Origin of the sequence: Nocardia brasiliensis NBRC 14402, from assembly GCF_000308475.2 — a bacterium.
Lineage (GTDB): Bacteria > Actinomycetota > Actinomycetes > Mycobacteriales > Mycobacteriaceae > Nocardia > Nocardia brasiliensis.
The window spans coordinates 72,654-97,115 of the sequence record NZ_BAFT02000027.1; the positions used below are offsets into that span (position 1 = coordinate 72,654).

Consider the following 24,462-nt stretch of genomic DNA (forward strand, 5'->3'; position numbering starts at 1 on the left):
CGCGGTGCGCTTGCACTAGCAAGCACTGAGCTTGCACTGTACTGTGGCGGCAGACACAAAGGAGTGCTCGATGCTGGTGAAGTCGATGAAGACGCTGGCGGACGCCCGAAACGGCGCGCTGACCGCCGCCTACCGTGCCGGATTGCGATCCCGCACCTTTCGCACCGCGTCCCTGAACACCCCCACCGCCCCGCCCGAGGTCATCCCGGTGACCACCGTCGACGGCGCGCGGCTGCGGGTGCACGCCTACGGCCCCGCCGACGGCGACGTCATCGTGCTGATCCACGGCTGGAGCTGCAGCATCGAGTACTGGAATCCGCAGATCAACGCGTTCGCGGACCGCTACCGGGTGGTCTGCTACGACCAGCGCGGACACGGCGAGAGCCAGCTCGGCAAGCGGATGCCGAGCCGGGAAACCCTCGCCGACGATCTGGCCGCGGTCCTCGACGCCGTCCTGCGGCCTGGGCAGCGCGCCGTGCTCGCCGGACACAGCATGGGCGGCATCACGATTCAGGCCTGGGCCGCGCACTACCCCGAACAGGTGCCGCGCCGCGCCGCCGCGGCCATCCTGCTGAACACCACCTCGGGCAACATCCGCTACGACACCGACCTGCTCCCCCTGCTGAACAAGCAGCTCGTCGTGCAGAACAAGCCGATCACCTTGCTCGGCGCTCCGGTGCGGATGCCGACGATCCTCTCCGAGGCGGTCCTGACCTCCCCGGTTCCGCTGCCCGGCGGTCTGCTGGCCAGTGCCATCCTGAAGGCGCGCGTGATGTGCAAGCACGCCACGGCCGACGAGGTGAACTTCTCGCTGGGCATCGTGCGTTCCTGTCGGCCGCTCACCCGCGGCAGGCACGCCGCAGCCCTCGCCGATATCGATGTCAGCGACGCCGCCGCGCAGCTCGCCGTGCCCACCACCGTCATCGCGGGCACCTACGATCACCTGCTGCCGGAACGGATGTCCCGGCGCATCGCCGACGACCTGGCCCGGACCGGCCACCTCGCCGCGTACCACAGCTGGCCCACCGGACATCTCGGCAATATCGAAGCCGCCGACAAGTTCAACGAGGTCCTCGCCACCGTCGCCCGGCAGGCCCACCTGCCGGCCGCCGCCGCGGGCTGACCCCGCCTGTTCTCCTGGGCCGGTCAACGGCGCCCGGCTCAGGAGCACCGATTCCCGGCGCAGCGATGAGTCCCTCGATTTCACGGCGTCCTTACTGCTGAACGCGTAAGCACCCCTGGGAGAAGAGGTTCAACGAGTGTTGATCATCGCCGGTCACGCCAGAGTCGATGCCGACCAGCGCGACGCCTATGTCGCCGCATTCCACGACATGATCCACCGGTGTCGCGCCGCCCGCGGCTGCCTGGACATCGCCATCACCGCCGATTCGGTCGATCCGTCCCGCGTGAACATCTTGGAGCGCTGGGACAACCGGGAGAACCTCGAGGCCTGGCGCGCGATCTCCGATCCGCCGCAGACCGGCATCCCCTTCGACGCGGACGTCATGGAATACACCGTCGATTCGGCCCGTCCGCCGTTCGGCTGAGGTGCACCGATCCGGCCGATCCTGGAGTCGGCCGTGATCTGGACTACAATACGTACGATCGTTCGCCCTTATTGTCTTACGCTGAGGACATGACTTCCACTGACGTTCGAGTTGACGAAGATCGGGACCGGATGCGCGCAGTCATCGAAACCTTCTACGACCGCACCTCCGCCAAAGACATGACCGGCGTGCTCGACCTGTGTACCGACGATCTGCGGATGCGCATTCCGTTCGATCCCGTGGTGGCTGTCCGCGAGGTCAACGGAAAGGAGGTGCTACGCGGCATCTCGCAGCAGGCCTTGGAGATGTACGACTCCTACCGGCAGATCGTGACCTCCATCGAGCCGATGCTCGATCCGAACGTCTGGCTGGTGACGGTCAAGGGCGATCTCGTGGTCCGCAGCACCGGCCGCCCCTACCGCAACGACTACCTCACCGTCTTCCGCTTCCGGGACGGCAAGATCGCCGAATGGGTCACCTACCACGACCCGATCCGCCAGCTGGTCGCATTCGGCATCGACGAACTACCGGCCGCCGAGTGAGTCGCCCCAGAACTGGGGGCACCACCTGCCGAGTGCTAGAACGGCGAAGGTGCAGATCTTCCGTACCACCGGGTGTGCCGCCGCCGGGCATCCCGAGTTCACCGTGGTATTCGCCGAGAAACCACCCACGCCGACGGCCGTCGGCAGGATCCTGGACATGCTCGAGCGGACCGTGTCGCAGGGCGTCAGCATTTCCCCGGGAATGCATTTCCCGCTCGGGTGGCGGGTGCTCCGCGTCATCGATCGCCAGGACGGGACGCTCGGCTTCGAAGAGCGCGTCGTCGCGGATTTCTGGGAAGAGCACGTCGACCAGACCATGGGTGACCTGTGGTGGCAGACCGGTGCGGGCACGAAACTCGGTCTACCCGTTGATTTCTCGTCCGTCGGCGAGCAGCAGTCCGCCACCGTGCAGTCGTGCGCCTACGCTGCCGAGCTGCTCGTCCTGAACCGGATGGGGCCGGATTCACCGCAATACGGCAGCTGGTCGATGCGCTGCGGCATGGACCACGAACACGGGGACTGGATCCAGGTCGACCTGCACCAGCTCTCGGTGGCGTTCCCGTTCGTCACCCAATTCCTCGCGCTGCCACCGGAAACCGGGGTGTTCATCGAACGCGACCGGGTCGAGAAGACGGGCGGCCTGGTGGCCGAGGTGATGTATCAGGACACACCGGTGACACCGGACGGCGGCCTGCATTTCGGGCCCGCGCCCGAACCGCTGAACTTCGATCTCTGGGCGCGGTTCGCGATCGGGCAATCCGCTCCGGGCCTGTACCGCACCACGATCGGCGCCGAATATCGGCACCCGGAAATCGTCGCACGACTCAGCGAGCCCGCGCTACCGGATGTCGATGATGTGCTGGTGGAGTGGATTCTGGACGACTTCCAGCGATCCATCAGTACGGGCACACGCTTCACACCCGGCGAGCGGATCCGGGTCGGGTGGCGCACCCTGCGGATCATCGAACGAGCGGACGGCCTGCTCGGCCTGCACGAACGAGTGAGTACCGACGGGTGGGCGGAACATGTCGAACTGACCCTGCGGGAGACCTGGTACCAGCGAGAAGTCGCGGCGAGCCTCGGTTTGACCGAGGAGGACCTGGACTTCCCCGCCGAACACCAGTCGGCAGCCGTCGCGTCCTGCGTGCACGATCGACTGCCCGCGCTCGTGCTGGCCCGCGACGAAACCGACGACGCCCGGCTCTCGGGCTGGCGGGTCCAGTGCGCACAGGACCACGACCACGGTGCCTGGTCGTCCCGAACGCTCTGGGAGATAACGGATTTCGCACCATTCGCCACGCAGTTCCTCGCCCTTCCGGCAACCACGTCGCTGACCGTCGAGGCACCGCACACCACACCCTCGGGCCGCATCCGCACCCGTATCACCCTCGGCGGTCGCCACCGCGTCCCCAATCCCGGCTCCTACCTGGCGGTGCTCAACGCGGCGTCATAGCGTTGGCGGGCTGACACCACCTGGACAGTCGATCACCAGGTAATGGTGGCGGCAGCCTCTCGGCCGTTGCCGCCACCATTACCTGGTGATCAACCGACCATCTTCAGTCGTCCAGCGCGGCGAGCTTGTCCGCGAGCACCTCGCGTTCGCGGTCATTGCCGCACATGTCGAGCGCGCGGGCCAATTCGGCGCGCGCCTCTGCCGTACGCCCTAGGCGGATCAGTAGTTCGCCGCGCACACCGGGCAGCAGGTGCGAATCCGAAAGTGCTGCTGCCGAGCGCAATTCGTCAACGATGCGGAGGGCAGCGGCCGGGCCCCGCGCCATGGACACCGCCACCGCCCGGTTGAGCTCGACCACCGGCGAGGGGGCCAGCCGCCCCAAGGCCTCGTACAGCAGCACGATGCGCTCCCACGCCGTCTCCGCCACCGATGGTGCGACAGCATGACATTCGGCAATCGCGGCCTGCAGGCCGTATGCGCCGAGCCCGCGCCCGGCTCGTGCCGCGCGTTCCAGGGCCGCACGGCCCCGCTCGATCGCGGCCCGATCCCAGCGCCGACGATCCTGCTGCTCCAACAGGATCGGCTTGCCGTCGGGTGCGGTGCGCGCCGGGAACCGGGCGGCGGTGAGTTCGAGCAGCGCCAGAAGTCCTTGTGCCTCAGTCTCGTTCGGCATCAACCGGGCCAGGATCCGCGCCAAGCGCTGCGCTTCGCCCGCGAGATCGAACCGGATCAGCTCGCTTCCGGAACTCGCCGACGAGCCCTCGGTGAAAATCAGATACACCACGTTCAGCACCGACCCGAGGCGCGCGGCCCGCTCCGGCCCCGACGGCACCTCGAATCGCACCTTGGCCGCGGCCAAGGTCTTCTTCGCGCGGGTGATCCGCGCCTGCACCGTCGCCGTCGGCACCAGGCACGCGTTCGCGATCTCGTCACTGGTCAAACCGCCGATCACGCGCAGCGTCAACGCGATTCGCGCATCCCGGGACAGCGTCGGATGGCAGGAGATGAACATCAGCGCGAGGACGTCGTCGTCGATCTGGTCCGGATCCCACAGCACGTCGTCGGCGGTCTCGACCACCTCGCCACCCGATACGGCACCGCCCTCGCCCAGGTTGCGGGCGAGGGCCGCATACCGCTCATCGAGCGCGGCCCGCCTGCGGAAGCCGTCGATGGCACGCCGCTTGCCGACGGTCAGCAACCAGCCCGCGGGATTGCCCGGCACCCCGTCGCGCGGCCAGGTCACCAGTGCTTCGGCCAGCGCCTCCTGCGCCAGGTCCTCGGCGAGCGCGAAGTCCCCGGTGTAACGCGCCAAAGCACCGACGATGCGCGCGGATTCGATCCGCCAGACCGCGGCGACGGCCGCCCGTCCACTACGTTCGGCCATCGCCCGCCGTCCGGCTCAGAGCTGGCCGGTGGCTTCGCGCCACGCCCGCTCCTTCTGAATCCACTCGTTGTCCTGCGGGAACTCATCGATCGAGGAGACGCGCCGGATCTCGGTCTTGAAGCCCGGTCCGGCCATCGGCATCCGCTTGGCCCACTCGATCGCCTCCTCCTTGGACGCGACATTGAGAATGTAGAACCCGCCGAACAACTCCTTGGTCTCGCCGTACGGGCCGTCGGTGATGATCGGCGGCTCCGACGAATAGTCGACCACCACGCCCTCGGCCGGATCCTCGAGCCCCTCGGCTGCCAGCAGCACCCCGGCCCGCAGCATCTCGTCGTTGAACCGGCCCATGATCTCCAGCATCTTGTCGAAGTCGACCTCGCCCATCTTCGCGTAGGCCTCGTCCGTCGCCCGCATCACCAGCATGTACTTCATGATTCCGTCTCCTCGGTCATCATCCCGGGCCCCTTCTGGACCCTCTCATCCCTAGGTCGAACGGGGACCGGTCTCGATCGACACGTCCGCAAAAGTTTTTCCGGACGTCTTCGGGCGCCGGCTCCCCCGCCGCCGGACGCGGCGGTTCGCATCCCGCGTGTCGTACTCGAACCCGTTGCGGAAGAAGTGGTTTCAGCGCCTCAGAGATTGAGGCGGATGCGCACGCGACCGCCCGTCGAGTACATTGTCGCCGCTAGTACGAATATGAATGTCGTTACCGATACGAGAGGAGTGTGGCGGTGAAGATCGCCTTCGTCGGCAAGGGTGGCAGCGGGAAGACGACCCTGTCTTCGCTGTTCATCCGGCATCTGGTCGAGCGCGGGTTGCCCACCGTGGCGATCGATGCGGATATCAACCAGCATCTGGCGGCCGCGCTGGGTGCCGGGGAAGAAGAGTCACTGACCCTGCCGACCCTCGGCGCACACCTGCCCCTGATCAAGGACTATCTGCGCGGCGACAACCCCCGGATCGCCAACGCCGACGCGATGATCAAGACCACGCCGCCGGGATCCGGTTCACGGCTGCTGCGCGTCGTCGAGGAGAACCCGATCTACGCCGCGTGCATGCGCGATGTCGGCGGGGCGCGACTGATGGTGACCGGACCGTTCAGCGACGAAGACCTCGGCGTCGCCTGCTACCACTCCAAGGTCGGCGCGGCCGAGCTGCTGCTCAACCACATGGTCGACGGGGCGGGCGAGTACGTCGTCGTCGACATGACCGCGGGCGCCGACTCCTTCGCCTCCGGCCTGTTCACCCGCTTCGACCTGACCGCGCTGGTGTGCGAACCGACCCTGCGCAGCGTCGGCGTCTACCGCCAATACCTCAACTACGCCAAGGACTTCGGCATCCACATCGCCGTCGTCGGCAACAAGATCTGCGACGCCGACGACCTCGCCTTCCTCCGCGAACACGTCGGCGACAACCTGCTCTGCTGGACCGGCCGCTCCGCACACGTGCGCGCCGCCGAACGCGGCGACATCCGCCCCATCACCGACCTCGAACCCGAGAACCGCGCCACCCTCGCCACCCTCCAGTCCGCCCTCGACGCCCGCACCCGCGACTGGACCACCTACCAGCAGCAAGCCGTCGACTTCCACATCCGCAACGCCAACGCCTGGGCCGGCCCCGATCTCCTCACCCAAATAGACCCCACCTTCACCCTCCACCCCACCCCCTCCTAACCCCCTGCGCCCGTCCCGTTTCCCCGGGACGGGCGCGGGACGTAGAACTGGCGCGGCAGCACACATCTGCTACGGGAAACAGAGCGGACGCACGACAACAGAACACGCGCGGGCGATCAGCCTAGGAAGCGAACGAACCAGAAGTGGTGCGAGAACCCCACGCAACCAGACCTGTCGTGGGGTGAAGTTTGTGGAGCCGCCTGGGGGAATCGAACCCCCGACCTTTTCATTACGAGTGAAGCGCTCTACCGACTGAGCTAAGGCGGCGTGCCTTTCGGCGTGGCGAGTCTATCGTCTTCGGGGGTGGATCGCGAAAACGGGTGGTCAGGGGGTTTGGGCGGCCATGAGGGCGGCGGCGAGGGCGGCCAGGGCGAAGCGGGGTTTGACGTTGAGGTCGAGGGCTTCGCGGCAGGCCAGGACGGCGTCGATGGATTGCAGGAGCCCCTCGGGGCGGATGCGGCGGGCCAGGTCGTGGATCTGGTCGGACATGTCGGGGTGGGTGAGGGCCACGCCGGAGCCGTTGCGGGCGGCACCGAAGCGGACCGCCAGCGCGTCGCGGTAGACGCCGGCCACGTCGATGAGGGCACGGTCGAGGGCGTCGCGGCCGGTGCGGGTGGCGCGGGACTTCTGGCGGCGTTCCAGATCTTTCAGCACGCCCGCGGAACCCCGGGTGGCGCCGGCCGCACCCTTGCCGGTGCCGCCCGCGCCGAGGGCGGTCGCGAGTTCTTCGCGTTCCCGGTCGTCGCGGGTGGCGCTCATCTGCTTGGCTTCGTCGTCGGCCGCCTTGACCAGTTCGTCGGCGGCGGCGTAGGCGGCACCGGGCTTCGAGGCGGCGGCGACCAGCGCCAGTGCGCGCTGCCGGCGGGCGCGTGCCTCCCCGTCGGTGGCGAGGCGGCGGGCCCGGCCGACGTGGCCGCCGCTGATCGAGGCCGCCCAGTTGGCGGTTTTCTCGTCGAGGTTGTCGCGTTCGCGCAGGACGTGCGCGATGGCGGGCACCGACGGGGTCACGAGGTGCACGTGCCGGCAGCGCGAACGCAGGGTGATCGAGATGTCCTCGGGGTCGACGGTCGGCGCGCACAGCAGGAACACGGTGCGATCCGGCGGCTCTTCGACCACCTTCAGCAGGACGTTGCCCGCGGCCTCGGTCAGGCGGTCGGCGTCTTCGATGACGACGACCTGCCAGCGGCCGGTGCTCGGCCGGCGCGACGCGACCTGCACGATCTCGCGCATCTCCTTGGTGCTGATGCTCAACCCCTCGGGGATGACGCGGCGTACGTCGCCGTGCGTGCCCGCCATGGTCGTCGTGCAGGCATGACAGCGGCCGCAGCCGGGCGACCCGGGATCGGTGCACTGCAACGCGGCCGCAAAGCACAGTGCCGCAACGGATCTCCCGGACCCGGGCGGGCCGGTGAACAGCCACGAATGCGTCATCGCGCCTTCGACGACGTCGGCACGGGCCGCGATCGCGGCAGCCGTCAGCTCGGACTCGACCGCATCCTGGCCGACCAACCGATCGAAGACACCTGCCACGCCGTACACCCTAGCGGCCCGCACCGACACCGATCGCCGGGCACGGGACACACCCGTCCCTATTGACCCGCGTGCCACCCGGGCGGATCCTCGAGAAGGAGGTGCAATCACCGTGCGAATTCTCTTGATCACCGGCGATGCGGCGGAAGACCTCGAAGTCATGTACCCGTATCAGCGTCTACTCGAAGAAGGGCACGAGGTGGACATCGCGGCCCCGGCCGTGAAGAAGCTCCAGTTCGTGGTGCACGACTTCGTGGACGGCTTCGACACCTACACCGAAAAACCCGGGCACAGTTGGCCGGCCGATGTCGCGTTCGCCGACGTCGACCCCGCCGCCTACGACGCGCTGGTGGTGCCGGGCGGCCGAGCGCCGGAATACCTGCGCAACAACCCCGAGTGCCGGCGCCTGGCCCGGCATTTCGCGGAGGCGGGCAAGCCCATCGCCGCGCTCTGCCATGGACCGCTGATCCTCGCTGCCGCAGGCGTTTTGACCGGACGCTCGTGCAGCGCGTATCCGGCGCTGGCCCCGGACATCGAAGCCGCGGGCGCGAAATTCGTCGACAGCGAGGCCTACGTCGACGAGAACATCGTCACCGGCCGCGCCTGGCCGGATCATCCGGCGTGGATGCGCGAATTCCTCAGGGTGCTGGGCAAATAACGGTTCAGCGCGAGTAGGTGCTGTTCGCGCCGTCGAGTTCCTCGCGGATGATGTCGGCGTGCCCGCTGTGGTGCGCGATCTCGCGCAGGATGTGCAGCAGCGTGAAGCGGACGGTCCACCAGACCCGTTGCGGCGACCACGGCGCGGTCGGCGTGGGCACCGAGGTGTCCAGACTGTCCACCGTGCGGATCAGCTCCGCCGTCGCGGCCGCGACCTCGTCCCACTCGGCGAGCAGCCCCGCGACGGTCTCGCCTTCGGCCATCACGTATTCGCCCTCGAACCGTGCCGGATCGATCGCGGCGTTCTCGTCCCGTTCGACGAGCACCGTGACCCAGTGCCGCTCGCAGCTGATCAGATGGTGCAGCAGGCCGCCGAGGGTCAGCTCGCTGACCGTGGTGCGCTTGCGGGCTTGGTCGTCGTCGATGCCGCGCAGAGTGATCCGGAACAGGTCTCGCTGGTCGGCGAGCATGCTGATCAGGTCTTCGCGCTCTTGGTCGGCCACAGGTACATCCTTTCGCGGGTCGTGCACTCGAGACCGTACTACGGCTCCAGCATCCGACCCGCGAACTCAGGAATTCCCGACGCCCGTCTTCTTGGTCGCCGCCTTCTTCGCGGCCGACTTCTTGGCGACCGTCTTGGTGGTCGTCGACTTGACGGCCGTCTTCTTGGCCGCGGTCTTCTTCGCCGGCGCCTTCTTCGCGGCCGACTTCTTGGCCGCCTTCTTCACCGGTCCCCGCGCGCGCCGGTCGGCGAGCAACTCCATCGCCCGCTCGGGGGTGATCGACTCGATCTCGTCGCCCTTGCGCAGGGTGGCGTTGGTCTCGCCATCGGTGACATATGGGCCGAAGCGGCCGTCCTTGATCACCATCGGCTTGCCGGAGGCCGAGTCGTTGCCGAGTTCACGCAACGGCGCCGCCGCGGAGGCCTGCCGACCCCGGCGCTTCGGCTCGGAGTAGATCTTTAGCGCCTCTTCGAGCGTCACGTCGAAGATCTGGTCCTCGCTGGTGAGCGAGCGAGAGTCGGTGCCCTTCTTCAGATATGGGCCGTAACGTCCGTTCTGCGCGGTGATCTCGTCACCGGTGGCCGGGTCGGCGCCGACCACCCGCGGCAGCGACAACAGCTTGAGTGCGTCGTCGAGCGTTACGGTGGCCAGGTCCATCGACTTGAACAACGAGCCGGTCCGCGGCTTGGGTGCGGCCGCCTTCTTTGCGGTTTTCTTTGCGGGCGTGGCGGTTTCGTCCGCGGCGGGCTCGGGTAGCACCTCGGTGACGTACGGGCCGAAACGTCCTTCCTTGGCGACGATTTCGTGCCCGGTCGCCGGATCGATACCCAGCGAGCGACCTTCCTGCGGGGTGGAGAACAGCTTCTCGGCGACCTCGGGGGTGAGCTCGTCCGGCGGCAGATCGTCGGGCAGATTGGCCCGCTGTGACACCGAATCGCCTTCGGGGTCATCGGGATTCGGGACCATCCGCTCCAGGTACGGCCCGTACCGGCCCACCCGGACAACCACGTCGCGGCCCGCCTCGTCGGCAAACAGCTTGATGGAGTTGACTTCTCGCGCATCGATATCGTCGAGCCGCTCGCCGACCATCTTCTTCAGACCGCCGGACCGCGCGACCGAACCTTCCACGCCGGTGTCGCCACCGAAATAGAAGTTGGACAGCCAACTTCCGCGCTGTTCGCGACCGCCCGCGATGGCGTCGAGGTCGTCCTCCATGCCCGCGGTGAAGTCGAAGTCGACCAATCGGCCGAAATGTTCTTCCAGCAAACCGATTACGGCGAAGGCCACCCACGACGGCACCAGCGCGCTACCACGCTTGTACACATAGCCGCGATCGAGGATCGTCTTGATGATCGACGAGTACGTCGACGGACGGCCGATGCCCAGTTCTTCGAGCGTCTTGATCAGCGACGCCTCGGTGTATCTGGCGGGCGGATTCGTGCTGTGCCCATCGGGATTCAGCTCGACCGCCGTGACGCCCTGGCCTTCGCTGAGCGCGGGCAGCCGCGATTCGGCATCGTCGGATTGACCGCCTGCCTCCTCGTCCACGCTCTCCACGTAGGCCTTCAGGAAGCCCGCGAAGGTGATGGTGCGGCCGGAGGCGGAGAACACGCATTCCTCGCCGGTACCCGCGACGCCGGTGATCCGCAGCGTCAGCGTGGTGCCCCTGGCGTCGGCCATCTGCGAGGCGACCGTGCGCTGCCAGATCATCTCGTAGAGGCGGAACTCGTCGTTGTCCAGCCGCGCGTGCAACTGACCCGGGGTGGCGAACGTGTCGCCGGCCGGGCGGATCGCCTCGTGTGCCTCCTGCGCGTTCTTCACCTTGCGGGTGTACTGGCGCGGCGTCGGATGCACGTATTCGGAGCCGTACAGCTGCGTTGCCTGCGAGCGAGCCGCGGCGATCGCCGACTCCGACAGCGTGGTCGAGTCGGTACGCATATAGGTGATGTAGCCGTTTTCGTAGAGACGCTGCGCGACCCGCATCGTGCGCTCGGAGTTGAAGCGCAGCTTGCGCCCCGCCTCCTGCTGCAACGTCGAGGTCATGAACGGCGGATACGGCTTACGCGTGTACGGCTTCGCCTCGGCGGAGGAAACCACCATGTCGACGCCGTCCAGCGCCTGAGCCAGGCGGCGCGCATGCGCCTCGTCGAGCACGACGACACCGGAGGCGGACTTGAGCTGACCGTCGGAATTGAAGTCACGGCCGGTCGCGACGCGCGCACCGGCGACGCTCACCAACCGCGCGCCGAAGGTCCGCGGGTTGCTGGTGTCGCCGTCCTCGCCGGGACCCGCGTCGAGTTTCGCGGCGATATCCCAGTATTCGGCGGACCGGAACGCCATCCGCTCGCGTTCGCGCTGCACGATCACCCTGGTTGCGACGGACTGCACGCGGCCCGCCGACAGCTTCGGCATGACCTTCTTCCACAGCACCGGGCTGACCTCGTAGCCGTACAGCCGGTCCAGGATGCGGCGGGTCTCCTGCGCGTCGACCAGGTCGTTGTCGAGGTCACGCGTATCGGCCGCGGCCGCCTGAATGGCCGCCTCGGTGATCTCGTGGAACACCATGCGCCGGACCGGGACCTTGGGCTTCAGCGTTTCCAGCAGATGCCAGGCGATGGCCTCGCCCTCGCGGTCGGGGTCGGTGGCGAGATAGAGCTCGTCGGCGTCCTTGAGCAGGCTCTTGAGCTCGGCGACCTTGGCCTTCTTATCCGGGCTCACCACATAGATGGCCTCGAAGTCATGGTCGACGTCCACGCCCAGGCGCGCCCAGGACTCGCCCTTGTACTTGGCGGGCACGTCCGCGGCACCGCGCGGTAGGTCTCGAATGTGTCCCACCGAGGCCTCGACCGTGTAGTTACGGCCGAGATAAGGCGCGATCTTTCGGGCCTTGGTAGGGGACTCGACGATCACGAGACGACGCAGGGGACGGCCCTGGTCGGCTGCACCGCGGTCTCGTGTTGCCACCGGCGAATACACCTTTCCTGTCGACCCGCGCGGGGCGCTTACCGCGCCGACACGGGTTTGGGGCAAGCGACGACGACGGCTGGGCGTCGCCACCAGACACGGTTATACCTTGACGCTACGTGTGGCCCAGTACTTGCGACTTGAACCACAGAGCGTACGCGCGTCACTGGGAATCAGTATGCCCTGTCTTTTCACCGCGGCTACGCCACGGCGTGTTCACAAGGTACTTCGCCCCAGCACGGCGGGTTGTGCCCTACCCCGGATATAGCTCGTCCCCCACCTCCGTTACCGGCGGTGAGGGACGAGTGTTGGATTGCGTCGCTCAGCTGAGCGCGCGAACTCCGGTGGCCTGCGGGCCCTTGGTGCCCTGGCCGACCTCGAACTCGACCTTCTGGTTCTCTTCGAGGGTGCGGAAGCCCGACCCCTGAATTTCGGAGTAGTGGACGAAGACGTCAGCGGAGCCGTCCTCGGGCGCGATGAAGCCGAACCCCTTCTCCGCGTTGAACCACTTCACAGTTCCCTGTGCCATTCTGTTCCTTCTCTTTTCTTACCGGAACGGCGGACAACTGGGTTCGTCCACCGGGTCCGTTCCGACCGCTGTACTGTTGGTTCCCCCTGCAGGAAAGCACCAAGCACACCGTTCGCAACATCGATCCTGCTGACGGTTTGGACTTTGGATCCGTCCCTCGAACACAGAAGCTTGCGACCAGGAACCAGTGAACCATGTCTTCGAGCAATTCAACAGTCGAGTTACCGACAATTTGCAAAAAAGTTGATCTTGCGAATGCGCAGGTGAGGGACACAATGCCAGAATCCAGACTTCAGGTTCGTTTGCCTCCCGATAACCGAGTCCGCGTATGGCAAACAGCCTGTGACCCAGGTCGCTATTGGGTATCGAAATGGCAGGTGAGGGTTCCTAACCGCACACGTTTCACACTTTCCCAGCGTGTCGTGGCGCGCGCCGCATGAATCCAACGGCCCCTAACACCCGAACAGCCCAGTACGAGAGCCTCAGCTACGGGACATCGTTGCTGAATCGTGTCCTGGCGGAGGGGACCGGTTCGGACGCCCGATTGACCCACGCGATCGAACTCCCGGCACGTGCCGCCGCCGTCACCACCTGGCCCGATTGGGCATCGCCGGAGGTGGTGGCCGCATTACAGGACACGGGCATCGACACGCCGTGGAGCCATCAGACCCGCACCGCCGATCTCGCCTTCGGTGGCGCGCACGTGGTGGTCAGCACCGGCACAGCATCCGGCAAATCGCTGGGCTACCAGCTGCCCGTCCTGACCGCGCTGCAACGAGACCCCCGGGCCACGGCCCTTTATCTGTCGCCGACCAAGGCGCTCGGCGCGGACCAGCTGCGGGCCGTCGGCACGCTGACCCACGAGGGGGCGCTGCGCGATATCCATCCGGCCACCTATGACGGCGATACGCCGGCCGAGATCAGACAGTGGGTCCGGGCCAACGCCCGCTGGGTGTTCACCAACCCCGACATGCTGCACGTCGGCATCCTGCGCTCGCATCAGCGCTGGGTCAGGGTGCTGCGCAGGCTGCGCTACGTCGTGATCGACGAATGCCATGCCTACCGGGGCGTTTTCGGTTCGCACGTGGCGTTGGTACTGCGCAGGTTGCGGCGCATCGCGGCGCACTACGGCGCCGATCCGGTGTTCGTGCTCTGCTCCGCGACCACGGCCGAGCCCGCCGCGGCCGCCGCGCGGTTGATCGGAGCGCCCTGCGCCGCGGTCACCGAGGACGGCTCCCCGCAGGGCCCGCGCACCGTCGCACTCTGGGAGCCACCGCTGCTCACCGCCGTGACCGGGGAAAACGGTGCTCCGGTGCGTCGGGCCGCCACCACGGAGGCGGCGCGGATCATGGCCGATCTGGTGGTCGAAGGCGCACGGACACTCACCTTCGTGCGCTCCCGTCGCGCCGCGGAACTCACCGCGATGGACGCCCGGCGGCTGCTACTAGAGGTCGATCCGAGCCTGGCCGAACGCGTCGCGGCCTATCGCGCGGGATATCTGGCCGAGGACCGGCGGGACCTGGAACAGGCGCTGTCCGATGGTTCGCTGCTCGGCGCGGCGACCACCAACGCACTCGAACTCGGCGTGGACATCGCCGGCTTGGACGCGGCGGTGATCTGCGGTTTTCCCGGCACCGTCGCCTCGTTCTGGCAGCAGGCGGGGCGGGCCGGACGCCGCACCCAGGGCTCGCTGGTGGTGCTCGTCGCCAGGGACGATCCGCTGGACACCTACCTCGTGCACCACCCGGAGGCACTGCTGGACAAGCCGGTCGAGGCGACGATCACCGATCCGCACAATCCCTATGTCCTCGGTCCCCAGTTGCTGTGCGCGGCACTCGAACTACCGCTCACCGACACCGAAGTGGACGAGTTCGGCGCCGGCGAGATACTGACCGAACTCGCCGCACAGGGACTGATCCGACGCCGTGCCGTCAGAGGTGCCGCGGACCGCGGACGCTGGTACGTCACCGCGGAGACGCAGCCGCACGACGCCGTCGACGTGCGCGGCGGCATCGGCACGCCGGTGGCCATCGTCGACGGGGAAACCGGCAGGCTGCTCGGCACCGCCGACGCGGGACGGGCGCCCGCGACCCTGCATCAGGGCGCCGTCCATCTGCATCAAGGCGAGTCCTACGTGGTCGACGAACTCGATCTCGAGGACGGCGTCGCGTTCGTGCACGCCGCCGAACCCGGGTGGACCACCAGTGCCCGCTCGGTCACCTCCATCGCCATCGACGCGATGACCGAGCAGCACCGGCACGGTCACGTGACGACGGCGTTGGCCAAGGTCAGGGTGACCAGTCAGGTGATCGGCTATCTGCGCACCCTGGTCACCGGCGAGGTCCTCGACCTGGTCGAACTCGATATGCCGGAGCACACGCTGCCCACCAGGGCCGTGCTCTACACGGTGAGCCCGGAGTTGTTGGCGCTGGCCGGGATCGAACCGGCGGCGGTGCCCGGCGCGCTGCATGCCGCCGAGCACGCGGCGATCGGACTGTTGCCGCTGGTGGCGACCTGTGATCGCTGGGATATCGGCGGTGTCTCCATCGCCGAACATCCGGACACTGGGTTGCCGACCGTGTTCGTCTACGACGGCCAGCCGGGCGGCGCGGGCTTCGCCGAGCGGGGGTTCGCCCAGCTGCACCGTTGGCTCTCGGCGACCCTCGACGTCATCGACGCCTGCGCCTGCGCGGCGGGGTGTCCGTCCTGTGTCCAGTCACCGAAGTGCGGGAACGGAAACCACCCGCTGGACAAGGCCGGCGCGGCGCGGCTGCTGAGCGCGGTGCTGGCCGAGCTGGCGGTTCGGTGACGCCGTCGCGCCTTCCTCGTGACGAGGTCGAGCCCGAGGTGTGATCAGATATCCATCTGACCTGCATGGGCGGCCGCAGCGCGAGGCGCGGCGGCCCGAGCACGGCCACCCACCGCCGAATAAAGAGGAATGAATTCAGGTTAACTACGCTATTGCCGACATCGTCGTCTGCGTACATGCGCATTCATCCGATTCTTTATCCGGACCCCTGCGGACAATTGTCCCCGATGAAATTAATCGGCCTGGGGAATTACCGATTTCCGCTACTCGCGACAACGTTCTCACAGCGAACACACACTCTGATCTGTCTCACTTCACAACTGGGCCTGCTCGTGCGACTGCGCGCACCATCCGAACACCTAACAGACCTATTGGTACATTCCGTTCGACAATCACCGTCGCATCCCACTCGGCGACCTCACAGCCGCGCACCCGAGCGCCCATCCGCCGCGCCACCTCCGTCGCCTCCGCACACCCCACCTCCACCCCCTCCATCAACCGCGCCGCCGCCGCGAGCGCCGCCAGATCCGCCGCCGCCTGCGCACGATGCCGAGTGACCACCGCCACGCCCACCTGCCCGATCAACAGTGTCACCGCGATCAGCCCGGCCAGCGCCAGACAGGCGAACACAGTCGCCGCACCTCGGTCATCGTGTCGGAGACGTGCCCAGCACGGACAGGGGCGATGGCGTCGGTGCCGTCCGAAGACACGGGTCAGAACCGCGAACACAGTCGCCACCTCCCTGGTCCGAGACGTGCCCCGGAACCGCACAGTCCGACAGCGTCGGTCCCGTTCGAAGAGGCGAGTCAAGCTGGCGAACAACGTCGCTGCACCCCGGTCTGCTTGTCCGATAGGTGTCGAGAACCGCCGAGGCGGACAGCGTCGGTCCCATTCGATGACGCCGACAAGGCTGCGGGGTACGACATACCGCGTGCTCGAGGGCTTCGCCGCCTTCTCCTGTGCTTTCCTCGGCAGGCACGAGCCCACCGGGACACCGCTGACCAGTGGGTGGCATCGACGCCCGCGCACAAGGCGCACACGCTCACCCACTGAGCCGCGCCAACTTCGCAGGCGAGATCGACGCCCGCGCTCGAGGTGCACACGCTCGGTCATCGAGCCGAGCCTGGTTCGGAGGCGACATCGACGTCCGCATAAGGCGACCCGCTCACGCACCGAGCTGAACCACGTTCGCAGGTGCCATCGACGCCCGCGCACTAGATGCAAGTGCTCGCTCATCGCGCCGAGCCGGGTTCGCGGGTGGCTACGGCATCGGCGTGCAGGGTGAGCAGTGGGAGGAGTGGGGCGCGGGCGGTAACCCGGGCGATCACGTAGGTCCCTTCGGTGCGGAGTGAGATGTCGGCGGAGGGCGGGGCGACGCGGTGGGCGGCGGTCAGGGCGTTCGCCTCGTCGCCGCGGGCCGCAAGCCGGGCCGCCTCGCGGGCAGCGTCGACGCAGCGCACCTGCGCCGACGCCGCGAGTAATGCACCTAGGCACAGCACCACCGCCACGATCACAGTGGCGAGGGCGATTGCCGCCTCGACCGTGACCGAACCACGGTCATCGCCGAGATCTATTCCACCGCAATGATTTAACTGGGTCTGCTCCCTGCTCAGACGGCGGTGTTCAATGCCCGATCGATGATCCGCGTCAACGCGTTCACGATGCTGTCGCCCGTCACGACGCCATACAAGACCGCGCCGAAAGCCGCGGCTGCGATAGTGCCGATCGCGTATTCGGCTGTGCTCATGCCGTCTTCGGCAACCGCCGCCCGCAGCATCCGCACCCGCGCCTCCATACAGACAGCCCGCACGCCGCCGACCGTGCTGTGCACTACATGCCCGATTCCCACCTGACTCCCCTCTCATTCCGCCCCATGCGGCCGCTCCGCACAGGCACGTTCCCGTCGCCCGGTCAACCGATCCTTCGTCGCCAATCCCCGGGCAGGTTCCCGAAACCGAAACATTCATATGCACCACTCCCCCTCGCTGCTGCTCGCTTCTGTCCTGACCACACACCCCGCTGCGTGTCGCGGGTTCATAGGAGGCCGCCGTCCAGTACGCGACCGGCCAGGCCGATTACGACCGGGACGATGCCGAGGCAGACGAAGGCCGGTAGGAAGCACAGGCCAAGGGGGCCGCCGATCAGTACTCCGGCTCGCTCGGCGCGGGCGGCGGCCGCGTCTTCCACTGCGGCTCTGCGCTGTTCGGCCAGTTCGCCGACCGCGACGGCGAGGGAGGCGCCGGAGCGAGCGGAGCGTCGCGCCATCCGGGCCAGTGACTCGATCTCTTCCGCACCCGCGCGGCCGCTGCCCTCCGCGGCTGCCCGCTCCCAGGCCGTAGTGGCGTCCGCGCCGAGAGCGAGCAAGTCAGCGGCGCGCAGTAAAGCGGTACCGAGCGGCTCAGGCGCGCCGGACGCCACCGCCCGAGCCGCCCCCGCCATCGGCAAACCGGCTCGCAGGCAGGCCGCCAGCAAATCGAACACGGATGCAGATGCCAGCGGGTCGAGGGACTGCCGGTTGGTGGGCGCGGCGGCCTGCACAGTTGCGCCCGCCCAGAGCGCCCGCCACCGCCGACTCACCGCCACCCGGCCGGGCAACAACACCAGCGCCACAGCCAGCAACAACACCGGCACCTCGGGATACCCCACGTCGATCGCAACACCCCCGCGACCAAGCGAGTGCACCACCACTTCAGAACCGCACAGCAGTCGACTCATCCGAGCACCCCACTAGTCCACGCGTCTGCCCCGACGTGAACGGTGCACTCCACCACTGCCGTCAGCTGTTCAGCACCGACACCTTTCGGGCCGACCAACTCCGTCAGGGGCACACCGGCACCGGCCAGTGGTTGCTTCACGCAAGCAGCCCTCGCACGAGAGGCATTTGCCCATGGGCCAACGACGCAGGCCAGCGCCGCTACCGACCGGTTCATGCGAACACCTCGCGGGCTACGACAACGGTCCGCAGTTGAACGACGCACGCCAGAGTCGCCCACAACCGCTCCACACCAACGTCTTTCGGGCCGACCACATCCGCCCAGGGCACACCGGCACTGGCACTGGCACTGGCACTGGCACTGGCCGAAACTCGACTCATACGAGCCGCCTTTGCAGGGGAAGCGCCTGCAGCTGTGGCGAACAGCGCCCACCGCGAGCTGATCATGCGAGCACCTCTCGGGACGAGCGCGTCTATCCAGCGCGTACCGGTGGCTGCCGGTGGCTGCTTCATGCGGGCGGTCTTTGCGGGAGACGCATTGGCGGGTGTGTGGGGCGGGGCGCACGGGGAGTGGTTCATGTGAGCGCCTTTCGGGTTATGGCGTCTGTCCAGAGGAGGCCGGTGCAGGCCAGGGCGGCGCCCAGCGGGAGGAGGATGGTGCCGGTTGGGGTTGCCAGTAGGACGTGGAGGGGGGCGGCACCCATCAGGTGGCCGAGGGCTAGGCCGAGTAGCGGGAGGGCTGCCAGGACGGTGGCGGTGGCGCGGGCGCCGGCGAGGGCGGCGGTGGTGCGGCTGTGGAAGCGGATTCGGCCGGACAGGTCGGTGCGGGCGGCGGAGAGGAGTTCGGCCAGCGCGAGACCGTGCTGCTCGGCGACCTGCCAGGCGTCTGCGATACGCGACAATTCCACCGCGACAACGGAATCGGAGTCTCGGAGCCCTGCGGCGGCCGATCCGCCCAGCTTGCTGCGGCCTGCGCTGACCGCGAACGCTTTCGCGGATTCGCCGCGCGCTTCGGCGGCGGCGAGCGCGGCGGCGGCGCTCGGGTGCGCGCCTACCCGGAGTTCGCCGACGACTGCCTCCAACGCGTCCAGCAGGTGCGTGCGTTCGAGATGTCTGCGCTGATCGCGACGCGCGCGCCGGACCCGGAACCCGACGGTGCAAGCGACCATCGCGGCCGCGAGGAACGGACCCGGCCCGACGAGCAGCACGGCCAGCACCATCACGACACCTGCGCCGCGAAACATCCGGCTGCGTTGCCGACGTCGCGTGCCCGCTCGCCGCACGAACACCGACGCGAATCGACGACGCGACAACGACACCGGGGCCACCAGCAACGCCACAGCGAGACACATCAACGCGCCGATCATCACCCCACCACCGAACAATGAGAACCCTGCTGTATGAACACCCGCGCAAACCGGCTGCGCGACAACGACACCGGCGGCACGAGCCACGCGGCAGCAGGACCTACCAACCCGCTGACCATCAGCTCACCACCCAACGATGACGACCCCGCAGCTTGATCGCCAGGGTTAACCGGCTGCGCGACAACGACACCCGAGCCTTCGGCAACGCCATAGCAAGAGCCAACCTGCCGCCGACCATCGCGCCACAGGGACAAGAACTCCACGACACAAACCGACAGCACGACAACGAAACCGCGCCGCAGCAAGGAACATCAACGCGCCGAACACCACCCGACGCCGACAACCCCGGCGCACGATCACTACGGCGAACCGATGGCGTGACAACGACACCGGGGTTGCGGGCAACCTGCGAGCAAGGCACACCAGCGCGGCGATCAGTGCCCGTCGCCGGACGGCATGAACGGCATGTCCAGCACCACACCTCCTCGTGGAGGATGCAAAGGCGCAGTGGCACTGGAGGATTCGTAGTCACCATTGGCGAACACCCTGATCGCTGATTGCGGCGGGTCCGTAACCCTTGGGCTGGGATCGCGCCGGTGTGCATCAGCGGAGTCTTTCGTCGAGGAGTTGCGAAAGGTCTTCGGCGGCGGGGGCGGGGGCGGTGGCGTGCCAGGCGGGGGTGATGTGGACTTGGTTGTCAGGGCGGCGGTGGAGCAGGCCGATTTCGCGGAGTCCGCGGGTTCCGTCGGGGCGGCGGTGGACGTGCAGGACGATCTGGATGGCGGCGGCGAGCTGGCTGTGCAGGGCGGCGCGGTCCATGCCGCCGAGGGCGGCAAGGGCTTCCAGGCGGGCCGGCACCTCCTGGGGCGAGTTCGCGTGGACGGTGCCGGCGCCGCCGTCGTGGCCGGTGTTCAAGGCGGTCAGCAAGTCGACCACCTCGGCGCCGCGTACCTCGCCGACCACGATGCGGTCCGGCCGCATGCGCAGGGCCTGCCGTACCAGGTCGCGCACGGTGACCGCACCGACACCCTCGACGTTGGCGGTGCGCGCGACCAGTCGCACGACGTGCGGATGCGGCGGCGCCAGTTCGGCCGCGTCCTCGACGCAGATGATCCGCTCGTGCGGGCTCACGATGGCGAGCAGTCCGGACAGCAGCGTGGTCTTCCCCGCACCGGTACCGCCGACCACCAGAAAAGCCAGCCGGGCGCGCATGATTCGTTCCAGGAGGCGTTTGGCGTCGGCGGGCACCGCTCCGGCTGCGGCCAGGGCATCCAGACCTTGGGTGGCGGGCCGGAGCACCCGCAGGGACAGGCAGGTGCCGTCGTGCGCGACGGGTGCGAGCACGGCGTGCAGGCGGACGCCGAACGAATCACCCAGGGCCGCTCCGGTTCCGGACAATTTGCCGTCCACCCAGGGTTGCGCGTCGTCGAGCCGCCGACCGGCGGACAACGCCAGCCGCTGCGCGAGCCGACGCACCGCTGCCTCGTCCGGGAAGGTGATCGAGGTCTTCTCCAGACCGTGCCCACGATCTATCCACACCGCATCCGGTCCGGTGACGAGAACATCGGCCACCTGCGGATCGTGCAGCAGCGGTTCGAGCAACCCCGCCCCCGTCATCTCGGTCTGCAACAACCGCAGTGCCCGCAGCAGGTCCGTATCGCCGAGCACGCCGCGGGCCTCGGCTCGGATCGCGGCCGCCACCCGAGCCGGATCCGGTTCCCCGGCCGCACCGGACAGCCGCTCCCGCACCCGATCCAACAACTCCGAAGTCACCAGCGCACTCATCGCCGCCCCCGCTCCGAACTCCCGCAACCGGCCGTCCCGAATGAGAGGTCACCCCGCGCGCCTGACTGCCCAGCGCCGAGACCCCGTCGCTCGCACCGGTCACATACGGACAGCGAGGCAAGCCGCGCGCGAACCGTGATGTTCATCGGCGCTGTCCAGCCGGTGCGCTCAAGACGCTGAGCACGGCGTCCGCAGCTTCCCGCAACGGTCCACGGCGCACGGTGAGGCCGCGACGTTCCAGCTGTGCGGCGAGTCCCGCCTGGGCGCGCACCGCCGCGAGCAGCGGCAGGTCCAGTACCTCCGCTACTTCGGGCCCGCGCAATCCGCCCGGAGCGGGCCCGCGGACTATCAAGCCCTGGTTCGGGTTTCGTCGTGCGATGTGCGCGGAAACGGCTTCCGCGGCGGCGACGGCGCGCAGCTTGGCGGGCACCACCAGGACGACGAGGTCGGCGGAGTCGAGCATCTGGTCGGCGTGCGGGCCCCGTTCGCCGGAAATGTCGCAAATTACCAAATCGCCTGCGGCACGGCCTGCTTCGAGGACCGCGCGGACGGCGGCGGGCCCGATCTCGCGCGGCAACCGGCCCGCACCGCTGCGCCCGCAGGACAGCACCGCGAGCCCGGAGGCGGCGGCGGGGAGCGCGGAGTGCAGTGCGGCAGCGGAGACCCGGCCGTCTTCTACGACCAGGTCCGGCCAGCGCAACCCGGCGCTCGTCTCGATGCCGAGCAGCAGGTCGAGACCGCCGCCGAGGGGTGCGCCGTCGACCAGGATCGTGTCGTGACGGAACTCTTCGGCGGCGGCACGCAGCGCCGTCGCGGCGGCCAACGTCGACGCGCCCGCGCCGCCGCCTGCCCCTGCCACGGCGACCACGATGCCGTCTCCGTCACGGTGCTCGCCGTACTCAGCAAACTTCTCGATAAGTCCTACGGCGGCGCCCGGCAGCGCGATGACTCGTTCGGCGCCGACTGCTGCCGCGGCCTGCCAGTCGGCCAGTGCCGGTTCCCCATCGGTGACCAGGATTACGCCGACGCGGCGCAGGTATGCCGCAGCGACGGACTCGCGCGCGGCGATGGTGTCCAGGATCACCAGCGGCGCACCGGCCCACGCGGGTCGGCCGACCGGGAGCTCTTGTTCGTCGAGTGTGCGTTCGGCCGCGGCGGCGACGCGGCGCACCTCGTCGCGCAGCCGTGGGTCGTGCAGGAGCACGAGGGCCGGTGGCGTGCTGTTGTCCGGCGCCGCTTCACGATTCATGCAGTTGAGCGTCGCCGAATCGGCGGGCCGACAGAAGGGGCACTATGCCGAATGTGGATAACTCGGGGGTGTGGAGAACTGTTTGTTCCCGAGCAGGGACCCGACCGTCCCCTGAATAGAGGACGGCCCCAGCCGGGGGGGGAGGAGGCTGGGGCCGTCGGGTTCAGCCCCGGGGGGTCGGGCTGAACGCGCCTGGACCATGTCCAGGTGCCAGCAATACTACACCCAAGCCCCGGCCACAACGCAAGTCTGTTGTCGGAGAACTTTGTGAGCCTCGCATGCTCCACATTCGCTGAGCAAACTCCCCGCTCGCGGCCACCGATCGGGCCCGGACAGCACCGTCGGCGACGGGTCACAGCGGGCCGCCTATTCTGGTCGGGTGGACTCACCCCACGCGAACGGACGCGTCGCCGCCTTCTTCGATCTCGACAAGACCGTCATCGCGAAGTCGAGCACGTTCGTCTTCAGCAAGCCCTTCTACGCACAGGGGCTGCTGAATCGCCGTGACGTGCTCGAAAGCAGTTACGCCCACTTCCTGTTCATGCTCTCCGGCGCCGACCACGACCAAATGGAGCGCATGCGCGCCCATCTGACGAACATGTGCGCGGGCTGGGATGTCGAGCAGGTGAAAACCATTGTGGCCGAGACGCTTCACGAGCTGGTCGATCCGCTGATCTACGCCGAGGCCGCCGATCTCATTGCCGACCACAAGATCCGGGGCCACGACGTGGTGATCGTGTCGGCCTCCGGCGAGGAGATCGTGGGACCGATCGCCGAGGTGCTCGGCGCGTCCCATACCGCGGCGACCCGGATGGTCGTCGCGGACGGCAAGTACACCGGCGAGGTGGAGTTCTACTGCTACGGCGAAGGCAAGGTCGCCGCCATCGAAAAGCTCGCTGCCAGTGAGGGTTACGACCTCTCGCGCTGCTACGCGTATTCGGATTCGATCACCGATCTGCCGCTGCTGAACGCGGTCGGCCATCCCACCGCCGTCAATCCGGACCGCAATCTGCGCCGCGAAGCGGTGGCCAAGGGTTGGCCCATTCTGACGTTCTCCAACCCGGTGTCGCTGTGGGCGCGCTTCCAGGCGCCCTCGTCCACCACCCTTGCGGCCACCGCGGTGGTGGGGCTGAGCGCGCTGGTCGCCGGCGCGATCAGCTATCGCCTGCTGCGCAAGCGGAGCTGAGTTTTAGCCACTGCGCACCGCGGCGCGAGGCACGCTGTTCGAGGGGAAGCGGAGCGCTTGCCGGGCAATGTGCAGTCCACGTGCGACACCCGGACGCGACCAGGCATTTAACCACGAAACGCCGACCGACACGCCGCTAATCGAATGTGCGCTGAGGTCTTGATGTGAGGGTGGTCACAGGTGTAGAAAGGTAACTACGGAAGGGTCGGAAGGCCAAGGCAGGACCGGAAGAGAAGGTTCCAGTCTCCCAGCCATCCTTCCCAGCACGGGCACCAGGCACCCACGCGGAGCGCGCCGCGACAAGGGCAGAAGCGTTGTGGGCCTGCGAGATTCGGGTTTCGTCGGCGAGGGCCTCGCACAGGTTGCGGGGATGAACCGCCGGAGTTCGGATTATCGCCGAGGCCGATAGGAACACAACCCACTCAGCACGCTTGGTAACCAGGTAGTCCGTGCTACGCGGGCGGTGAGGTCGGAAACGACACGCCGCCCGCTTTGATGTGTGGGGGGGTGGTTCGCGCTGGGTCTGGGTTTCGTTCCCGCCTGAGGGGTGGGGTGGCCAGCGGACCCG

At 67.9% G+C, this 24,462-nt stretch carries 21 protein-coding genes and 1 tRNA gene; 8 read left to right on the plus strand and 14 right to left on the minus strand.

Translation table 11 applies throughout. The features are described 5' to 3' along the window. The first annotated feature begins 70 nt into the window (after positions 1–70). The 4 genes from TY25_RS06820 (at position 71) to TY25_RS06835 (ending at position 3,542) form a co-directional block, all read left to right on the plus strand. Positions 71–1,123 carry an alpha/beta fold hydrolase gene (locus tag TY25_RS06820; RefSeq protein ID WP_042254964.1) on the plus strand — a complete coding sequence of 351 codons (1,053 nt, stop codon included), beginning with the start codon at positions 71–73 and terminating at the stop codon, positions 1,121–1,123. Positions 1,124–1,259: 136 nt separating this feature from the next. After that, a complete protein-coding gene (locus tag TY25_RS06825) occupies positions 1,260–1,547 on the plus strand; it encodes a putative quinol monooxygenase (RefSeq protein WP_042254965.1) in 288 nt (95 codons plus the stop codon). Between the two features lie 89 nt (positions 1,548–1,636). After that, positions 1,637–2,089, plus strand: a complete 453-nt coding sequence (locus TY25_RS40375) for a nuclear transport factor 2 family protein (protein WP_081868720.1) — start codon at positions 1,637–1,639, stop codon at positions 2,087–2,089. A 49-nt stretch (positions 2,090–2,138) separates the two neighbouring features. After that, entirely contained in the window at positions 2,139–3,542 is a 1,404-nt protein-coding gene (locus TY25_RS06835) for a hypothetical protein (protein WP_042254966.1), read from the plus strand. Between the two features lie 103 nt (positions 3,543–3,645). Here TY25_RS06835 and TY25_RS06840 read toward each other — a convergent pair whose 3' ends face one another. Together TY25_RS06840 and TY25_RS06845 are read right to left on the minus strand one after the other, a co-directional pair. Then, the gene (locus tag TY25_RS06840; protein ID WP_042254967.1) at positions 3,646–4,926 is read right to left on the minus strand and encodes an RNA polymerase sigma factor; all 1,281 of its coding nucleotides are present in this window, start codon (positions 4,924–4,926) and stop codon (positions 3,646–3,648) included. Positions 4,927–4,941: 15 nt separating this feature from the next. Continuing rightward, positions 4,942–5,361 (minus strand): YciI family protein, encoded by a 420-nt coding sequence (locus TY25_RS06845; protein WP_042254968.1) that lies wholly within the window; start codon positions 5,359–5,361, stop codon positions 4,942–4,944. Between the two features lie 299 nt (positions 5,362–5,660). Here TY25_RS06845 and TY25_RS06850 point away from each other — a divergent pair, with 299 nt between their 5' ends. Further along, entirely contained in the window at positions 5,661–6,602 is a 942-nt protein-coding gene (locus tag TY25_RS06850) for an ATP-binding protein (RefSeq protein WP_042255216.1), read from the plus strand. Positions 6,603–6,793: 191 nt separating this feature from the next. Here TY25_RS06850 and TY25_RS06855 read toward each other — a convergent pair. Together TY25_RS06855 and TY25_RS06860 are read right to left on the minus strand one after the other, a co-directional pair. Next, positions 6,794–6,869: transfer RNA gene (locus TY25_RS06855), tRNA-Thr, on the minus strand. Positions 6,870–6,926: 57 nt separating this feature from the next. Continuing rightward, positions 6,927–8,132: a DNA polymerase III subunit delta' gene (locus TY25_RS06860; RefSeq protein WP_042254969.1), complete on the minus strand. Its 1,206-nt coding sequence runs from the start codon at positions 8,130–8,132 to the stop codon at positions 6,927–6,929. A gap of 112 nt (positions 8,133–8,244) precedes the next feature. Between TY25_RS06860 and TY25_RS06865 the strand changes: the two genes are divergently transcribed. Further along, a complete protein-coding gene (locus TY25_RS06865; protein ID WP_201773648.1) occupies positions 8,245–8,790 on the plus strand; it encodes a DJ-1/PfpI family protein in 546 nt (181 codons plus the stop codon). Between the two features lie 4 nt (positions 8,791–8,794). Here TY25_RS06865 and TY25_RS06870 read toward each other — a convergent pair whose 3' ends face one another. The 3 genes from TY25_RS06870 to TY25_RS06880 all read right to left on the minus strand — a co-directional run bounded on the left by TY25_RS06870 (position 8,795) and on the right by TY25_RS06880 (position 12,785). Further along, positions 8,795–9,259, minus strand: a complete 465-nt coding sequence (locus TY25_RS06870; protein ID WP_042255220.1) for a mycothiol transferase — start codon at positions 9,257–9,259, stop codon at positions 8,795–8,797. A gap of 99 nt (positions 9,260–9,358) precedes the next feature. Next, positions 9,359–12,202, minus strand: a complete 2,844-nt coding sequence (gene topA / locus TY25_RS06875; RefSeq protein WP_226887516.1) for a type I DNA topoisomerase — start codon at positions 12,200–12,202, stop codon at positions 9,359–9,361. A 376-nt stretch (positions 12,203–12,578) separates the two neighbouring features. Then, on the minus strand, positions 12,579–12,785 hold the full coding sequence (locus tag TY25_RS06880; protein ID WP_011206895.1) for a cold-shock protein: 207 nt from the start codon (positions 12,783–12,785) through the stop codon (positions 12,579–12,581). Between the two features lie 436 nt (positions 12,786–13,221). Here TY25_RS06880 and TY25_RS06885 point away from each other — a divergent pair, with 436 nt between their 5' ends. Continuing rightward, positions 13,222–15,594: a DEAD/DEAH box helicase gene (locus TY25_RS06885; RefSeq protein WP_081868721.1), complete on the plus strand. Its 2,373-nt coding sequence runs from the start codon at positions 13,222–13,224 to the stop codon at positions 15,592–15,594. A gap of 309 nt (positions 15,595–15,903) precedes the next feature. Here the strand turns inward: TY25_RS06885 and TY25_RS06890 are convergent, their stop codons facing one another. The 7 genes from TY25_RS06890 to ssd all read right to left on the minus strand — a co-directional run bounded on the left by TY25_RS06890 (position 15,904) and on the right by ssd (position 22,708). Continuing rightward, positions 15,904–16,323, minus strand: a complete 420-nt coding sequence (locus TY25_RS06890) for an Rv3654c family TadE-like protein (RefSeq protein ID WP_081868737.1) — start codon at positions 16,321–16,323, stop codon at positions 15,904–15,906. Between the two features lie 503 nt (positions 16,324–16,826). Beyond that, the gene (locus tag TY25_RS06895) at positions 16,827–17,168 is read right to left on the minus strand and encodes a TadE family type IV pilus minor pilin (protein ID WP_042255223.1); all 342 of its coding nucleotides are present in this window, start codon (positions 17,166–17,168) and stop codon (positions 16,827–16,829) included. A 35-nt stretch (positions 17,169–17,203) separates the two neighbouring features. Beyond that, positions 17,204–17,389: a DUF4244 domain-containing protein gene (locus TY25_RS06900; RefSeq protein ID WP_172595735.1), complete on the minus strand. Its 186-nt coding sequence runs from the start codon at positions 17,387–17,389 to the stop codon at positions 17,204–17,206. Positions 17,390–17,628: 239 nt separating this feature from the next. Continuing rightward, complete coding sequence (locus tag TY25_RS06905; RefSeq protein WP_236639098.1) at positions 17,629–18,309, minus strand: type II secretion system F family protein; 681 nt, start codon at positions 18,307–18,309, stop codon at positions 17,629–17,631. A gap of 573 nt (positions 18,310–18,882) precedes the next feature. Next, positions 18,883–19,674 (minus strand): hypothetical protein, encoded by a 792-nt coding sequence (locus tag TY25_RS06910; RefSeq protein ID WP_042254972.1) that lies wholly within the window; start codon positions 19,672–19,674, stop codon positions 18,883–18,885. A gap of 603 nt (positions 19,675–20,277) precedes the next feature. After that, entirely contained in the window at positions 20,278–21,459 is a 1,182-nt protein-coding gene (locus TY25_RS06915) for a TadA family conjugal transfer-associated ATPase (protein WP_042254973.1), read from the minus strand. A 142-nt stretch (positions 21,460–21,601) separates the two neighbouring features. After that, positions 21,602–22,708, minus strand: coding sequence for a septum site-determining protein Ssd (gene ssd / locus TY25_RS06920; RefSeq protein WP_042254974.1), 1,107 nt, complete (start codon positions 22,706–22,708; stop codon positions 21,602–21,604). 379 nt (positions 22,709–23,087) lie between these two features. On the opposite strand from ssd, the gene TY25_RS06925 reads away from it, so the two are divergent. Next, on the plus strand, positions 23,088–23,894 hold the full coding sequence (locus tag TY25_RS06925) for an HAD family hydrolase (protein ID WP_042254975.1): 807 nt from the start codon (positions 23,088–23,090) through the stop codon (positions 23,892–23,894). The last annotated feature ends 568 nt before the right edge of the window (positions 23,895–24,462 follow it).

Excerpts from the sequence above, each read along its gene's own strand:
- TY25_RS06820 (WP_042254964.1), top strand. The coding sequence starts at position 71 with ATGCTGGTGAAGTCGATGAAGACGCTGGCGGACGCCCGAAACGGCGCG.
- TY25_RS40375 (WP_081868720.1), top strand. The coding sequence starts at position 1,637 with ATGACTTCCACTGACGTTCGAGTTGACGAAGATCGGGACCGGATGCGC.
- TY25_RS06840 (WP_042254967.1), bottom strand. The coding sequence starts at position 4,926 with ATGGCCGAACGTAGTGGACGGGCGGCCGTCGCCGCGGTCTGGCGGATC.
- TY25_RS06845 (WP_042254968.1), bottom strand. The coding sequence starts at position 5,361 with ATGAAGTACATGCTGGTGATGCGGGCGACGGACGAGGCCTACGCGAAG.
- TY25_RS06870 (WP_042255220.1), bottom strand. The coding sequence starts at position 9,259 with ATGCTCGCCGACCAGCGAGACCTGTTCCGGATCACTCTGCGCGGCATC.
- TY25_RS06880 (WP_011206895.1), bottom strand. The coding sequence starts at position 12,785 with ATGGCACAGGGAACTGTGAAGTGGTTCAACGCGGAGAAGGGGTTCGGC.
- TY25_RS06885 (WP_081868721.1), top strand. The coding sequence starts at position 13,222 with ATGAATCCAACGGCCCCTAACACCCGAACAGCCCAGTACGAGAGCCTC.
- TY25_RS06900 (WP_172595735.1), bottom strand. The coding sequence starts at position 17,389 with ATGGAGGCGCGGGTGCGGATGCTGCGGGCGGCGGTTGCCGAAGACGGC.
- TY25_RS06905 (WP_236639098.1), bottom strand. The coding sequence starts at position 18,309 with ATGAGTCGACTGCTGTGCGGTTCTGAAGTGGTGGTGCACTCGCTTGGT.
- TY25_RS06910 (WP_042254972.1), bottom strand. The coding sequence starts at position 19,674 with ATGATCGGCGCGTTGATGTGTCTCGCTGTGGCGTTGCTGGTGGCCCCG.
- TY25_RS06915 (WP_042254973.1), bottom strand. The coding sequence starts at position 21,459 with ATGAGTGCGCTGGTGACTTCGGAGTTGTTGGATCGGGTGCGGGAGCGG.
- ssd (WP_042254974.1), bottom strand. The coding sequence starts at position 22,708 with ATGAATCGTGAAGCGGCGCCGGACAACAGCACGCCACCGGCCCTCGTG.